Origin of the sequence: Martelella sp. UBA3392 (assembly GCF_002358775.1) — a bacterium.
Lineage (GTDB): Bacteria > Pseudomonadota > Alphaproteobacteria > Rhizobiales > Rhizobiaceae > Martelella > Martelella mediterranea.
In genome coordinates, this window is sequence record NZ_DEPM01000089.1 from 1 (window position 1) to 4,156 (window position 4,156).

7 protein-coding genes are annotated in these 4,156 nt (G+C 61.8%); 4 read left to right on the forward strand and 3 right to left on the reverse strand.

From position 1 onward, the window contains the following. The 3 genes from B4E36_RS06545 to fabI form a co-directional block, all read right to left on the reverse strand. The coding region (locus B4E36_RS06545; RefSeq protein WP_345900148.1) for a chorismate synthase at positions 1-293 on the reverse strand (293 nt) is incomplete at its 3' end. 75 nt (positions 294-368) lie between these two features. Continuing rightward, the gene (locus tag B4E36_RS06550; protein ID WP_292058612.1) at positions 369-962 is read right to left on the reverse strand and encodes a histidine phosphatase family protein; all 594 of its coding nucleotides are present in this window, start codon (positions 960-962) and stop codon (positions 369-371) included. 164 nt (positions 963-1,126) lie between these two features. Continuing rightward, positions 1,127-1,945 (reverse strand): enoyl-ACP reductase FabI, encoded by an 819-nt coding sequence (gene fabI, locus B4E36_RS06555; RefSeq protein ID WP_018066536.1) that lies wholly within the window; start codon positions 1,943-1,945, stop codon positions 1,127-1,129. 238 nt (positions 1,946-2,183) lie between these two features. Here fabI and pdxH point away from each other — a divergent pair, with 238 nt between their 5' ends. The 4 genes from pdxH to B4E36_RS06575 all read left to right on the forward strand — a co-directional run. Then, positions 2,184-2,801, forward strand: coding sequence for a pyridoxamine 5'-phosphate oxidase (gene pdxH / locus B4E36_RS06560; protein WP_292058608.1), 618 nt, complete (start codon positions 2,184-2,186; stop codon positions 2,799-2,801). Positions 2,802-2,812: 11 nt separating this feature from the next. Beyond that, positions 2,813-3,283 (forward strand): heme-degrading domain-containing protein, encoded by a 471-nt coding sequence (locus B4E36_RS06565; protein ID WP_292058606.1) that lies wholly within the window; start codon positions 2,813-2,815, stop codon positions 3,281-3,283. A gap of 52 nt (positions 3,284-3,335) precedes the next feature. Continuing rightward, the gene (locus B4E36_RS06570; protein ID WP_292058604.1) at positions 3,336-3,770 is read left to right on the forward strand and encodes a MarR family winged helix-turn-helix transcriptional regulator; all 435 of its coding nucleotides are present in this window, start codon (positions 3,336-3,338) and stop codon (positions 3,768-3,770) included. A 43-nt stretch (positions 3,771-3,813) separates the two neighbouring features. Next, on the forward strand, positions 3,814-4,156 hold a 343-nt coding region (locus tag B4E36_RS06575), incomplete at its 3' end, for a beta-ketoacyl synthase N-terminal-like domain-containing protein (protein ID WP_345900149.1).

Consider the following 4,156-nt stretch of genomic DNA (forward strand, 5'->3'; position numbering starts at 1 on the left):
GAGCGCTGGTCGGTGTTCTCGATCATCAGCGAGATCGGCGTGCCGGTGGTGATGAAGGTGACGCCATCCTCCTGCGGCAGCACGCCGGAAAGCACCTTCACCTCATCGGCCTCGCGGCGCTGGGTGACGAAGCGCGACTGACCCGGCTTGCGGCGGTCGAGATAGGTCTGGATGTCGGAAAGCGTGAACGCGATGCCGGGCGGGCAACCATCTATGACGCAGCCAAGCGCCGGCCCGTGGCTTTCGCCCCAGGTGGTGACGCGGAACATGTGTCCGAATGTATTGTGCGACATCAAAAACCTCCTGCGACCGGCCATTTCTCAAGGCTCGGCTCTATAGCAATTGGTCGAGGAGGAAAAGGCTCGACGCTACACAATCCAGCCGATCACGCCGGTCTCCGGGTCGAGGCTCAGGATATTGTCCTGCGGGATCGCGAGTTCGGCGGCCTCGGCGGTGCTGGCGCCGCCGACGATCCTGAACAGCGAGCGGATGACGCCGCCATGGGCGACGCAGACCGTCGGCCCCACCACGTCCTTCAGCCAGGCCCCGACCCGCCAGGACAGGATTTCATAGCTCTCGGCATCATCGCCGGGCGGCACGAAGGACCATTTGTCCTTTTCGCGCTCCTCGAGAAGCGCCGGGCTGACCGTCGAGAGTTCCTTGAGCGTGCGGCCTTCCCAGTCGCCGAAGGAGAGTTCCTTGAGCCGGTCGTCGGTGCGGTAGAGCTCGGGCGTCAGCCCCATGGCGGCGCGCACGCGCTCCATCGTCTCGCGGGTTCTCGAAAGCGGGCTCGCGACGAAATCGTAGAGATGGGCGTCGGCGCCGAGAATCCCGGCGAGTTCGCTGCCATTGCCATTGGCCTGGCTGCGGCCCGTATCGTTGAGCGGTATGTCCTGCTGGCCCTGGAGCCGGTACTCGGCGTTCCAGTCCGTCTGGCCGTGGCGGATGACATAAATCTGCAATTTCGGCGTCCCGTGGTTGCTGGCGCGCCGCCCGATCAACTTTCATTACAGGCGGATGCGAAAATTCAAAAGGAGGAGGGGTTTTTGCACACTTTTCGGCGGACCGACATTGTGTGGACGACACCCGAGAGAAGAAGGCGCGGGATGGTCTGCGCCTTGAAGCCTTAGTCCTTGACCACCGAGATGTCCGGCGCATCGACGGCCTTCATGCCGACCACGTGATAGCCCGAATCGGCATGCAGCACCTCGCCGGTGACCGAGGTGGAAAGGTCCGAGAGCAGGAACAGCGCGGTGTTGCCGACCTCGTCGATCGTGCAATTGCGCTTCAGCGGCGAGTTGTATTCGTTCCACTTCAGAATGTAGCGGAAATCGCCGATCGCCGAGCCGGCCAGCGTCTTGATCGGGCCGGCGGAGATGGCGTTGACGCGGATGCCGCGACCGCCGACATCGACGGCCATGTAGCGCACGCTGGCTTCCAGCGCTGCCTTGGCGACGCCCATGACATTATAATGCGGCATCACTTTCTCGGCGCCGTAATAGGTCAGCGTGAGCATGGAGCCGCCGTCATTCATCATCTTCTCGGCGCGGCGCGCAATGGCGGTAAAGGAATAGACCGAGATATCCATCGACTTCGCGAAATTCTCGCGCGAGGTGTCGATATAGCGGCCGGTGAGCTCTTCCTTGTCGGAAAACGCGATGGCGTGGACGACGAAGTCGATCTTGCCCCATTCCTGCTCGAGCCTGGCGAAAACGTCTTCGATGCTTGCCGGATCGGTGACATCGCAATGGCCGGCCATCAGGGCGTTGAGCTCGTTTGCGAGCGGCTCGACGCGCTTCTTGAGATTGTCGCCCTGCCAGGTCAGCGCGATCTCTGCTCCGGCGTCATGACATGCTTTGGCAATGCCCCATGCAATCGAACGGTTATTGGCGACACCGAGAATAATGCCGCGTTTGCCTTTCATGAGGCCGGTTGCTTCCGCCATGTGTCGATGCTCCTTGAAACTCATCTGGTTTCTGCCTATGGCATAGGCGGCTAATCGGTTCAAGCTGACCTTTCCGCGTCGATGGCGCTTTCGCCGGCGAAACGCCGCTTGCAAGGCGCCGCGGTTTGGTCTTCTCTCATATCCATTCTCTCGCTTGCCGGAACGGACGTCCGGCGCGATTTTTCCGCGATTTGATTGCGACCGTGCGGCAGGCGAAACATGATCGGGAGTGACGACGATGGCTGACGACGGCGGCAAGGCTGATTTCACCGAGGAGAACGACCCTTTCGAACTGTTCGCCAAATGGCTCAAGGATGCCGAGGCGAGCGAGCCCAATGATCCGAACGCCGTCGCGGTCGCGACCGTCGACGAGGACGGCCTGCCCAATGTGCGCATGGTGCTGATGAAGGAATTCGACGCCAACGGCTTCGTGTTCTACACCAATTTCGAAAGCCAGAAGGGCAGGGAGCTTCTCGGCCAGCCCAAGGCGGCGATGTGTTTCCACTGGAAATCGCTGCGCCGCCAGGTCCGGTTGCGCGGCCCCGTGGAGGTTGTTTCCGACGCGGAAGCCGATTCCTATTTCCAGTCGCGTCCGCGCGGCAGCCGCATCGGCGCCTGGGCCTCGAAGCAGTCGCGCACGCTGGAAAGCCGGTTCGCGCTCGAAAGGGCGGTTGCCAAGACCACGGCGAAATACGGCGTCAGCGAAATACCGCGCCCGGCCCACTGGTCGGGCTTCCGCCTGAAGCCGGTCTCGATCGAGTTCTGGCATGACGGCAAGTTCCGCCTGCACGACCGCATCGAGTTCCGCCGCAATGTCGCCGAAGGCGGCTGGCACAAGGTCCGCATGTATCCGTGAGGGAGTTATCGATGGCAAACGAACTTGAAGACGAGGTCGCCGGCCAGGAGAAGAAGCTGGTTCTCGCCCGTTTCGACGAGACCGATGCCTGGGATATCGGCCAGCGGCTGGTGGACCGCGCGCAGGCGCTCGACGCGCCGGTGGTGATCGATATCCGCACGCCGAGCCGGACGCTGTTTCATGCGGCCCTCCCGGGCTCGGCCCCCGACAATGACATGTGGGCGCGGCGCAAATCGAACGTCGTTTTCCACTTTCATCGCTCGTCCTACGCGATCGAGCTGGAACATCGCCGCAAGGGCCGCACCATCGGCCCCGAACTCGGCCTGAACCTGACGGACTACGCCGATCACGGCGGCAGCTTTCCCGTCCGCATCCACCATGTCGGCGTCGTCGCCGCGATCACGGTATCCGGCCTTGCGAGCAAGGACGATCACGGGCTGATCGTCGATGTGCTGACGGCGTTTGTGAAGGAACAGGGCTGAGGTTGAACCTCTCCGCTCTTGACATAGTGTATATGCAACGTAGGTTATCTCCATGACATGGACGAAGCCGACGGCGGACGATCTTTCGAGCTGCCTCATTCTCAACACCGTAAAGACGGCGCGGGTGCTGACCCGACGCTACGACAACCGGTTGCGTCCGCTCGAACTGACGGTGGCGCAGTTTTCCGTGCTGTCGGTCATGCGCGGCAATCCGGGCAAGTCCATCAACGCGCTTGCCGAGCGGATCGCCATGGACCGCTCCACGCTGACGCGCAATATCGATCTTCTGATCGCCAAGGGCCTTGTGGTCAAAACCACGGCGGAGCGTGGCAACGGTCGAATCTGCCGGCTGACGGACGAAGGGGATCGGCGGCTTGATGCGGCAATCCCGCTGTGGCGTGAGGCGCGCGATGAAATGCAGGCGCAATTGAAGGACCACGATCCAGTAGCCTATCTCGATACGCTGGCGCGCCTTGCGGGCGCGTGATTTTTTTGCCCTGATTTGTGTATATACACTATAGGAGAGATACATGTTCTCTGATGATCCGATTGTCATTACCGGAATGGGCGCGGTGTCGCCGCTTGGGGTTGGGGTCGACGTCAACTGGTCCCGGCTGATTGCCGCGAAAAGCGGCATCGTCGCCAATACCCGTTTCGACACGGAGGCCTATGGCTGCAAGGTCGCAGGTCTGGTTCCTGCAAAGACGGACGATCCGGACGGTTTCGATCCGCTCGATTTCATCGAGGCCAAAGAACTGAAGAAGATGGACCTCTTCATCCAGTATTCGCTTGGGGCGACGGATGAGGCGCTGCGGCAGGCCGGCTGGATGCCGGAGGATGAGGCGGCGCAATCGCGCACCGGCGTGGTGATCG

Excerpts from the sequence above, each read along its gene's own strand:
- B4E36_RS06565 (WP_292058606.1), top strand. The coding sequence starts at position 2,813 with ATGGCAAACGAACTTGAAGACGAGGTCGCCGGCCAGGAGAAGAAGCTG.
- pdxH (WP_292058608.1), top strand. The coding sequence starts at position 2,184 with ATGGCTGACGACGGCGGCAAGGCTGATTTCACCGAGGAGAACGACCCT.
- fabI (WP_018066536.1), bottom strand. The coding sequence starts at position 1,945 with ATGGCGGAAGCAACCGGCCTCATGAAAGGCAAACGCGGCATTATTCTC.
- B4E36_RS06570 (WP_292058604.1), top strand. The coding sequence starts at position 3,336 with ATGACATGGACGAAGCCGACGGCGGACGATCTTTCGAGCTGCCTCATT.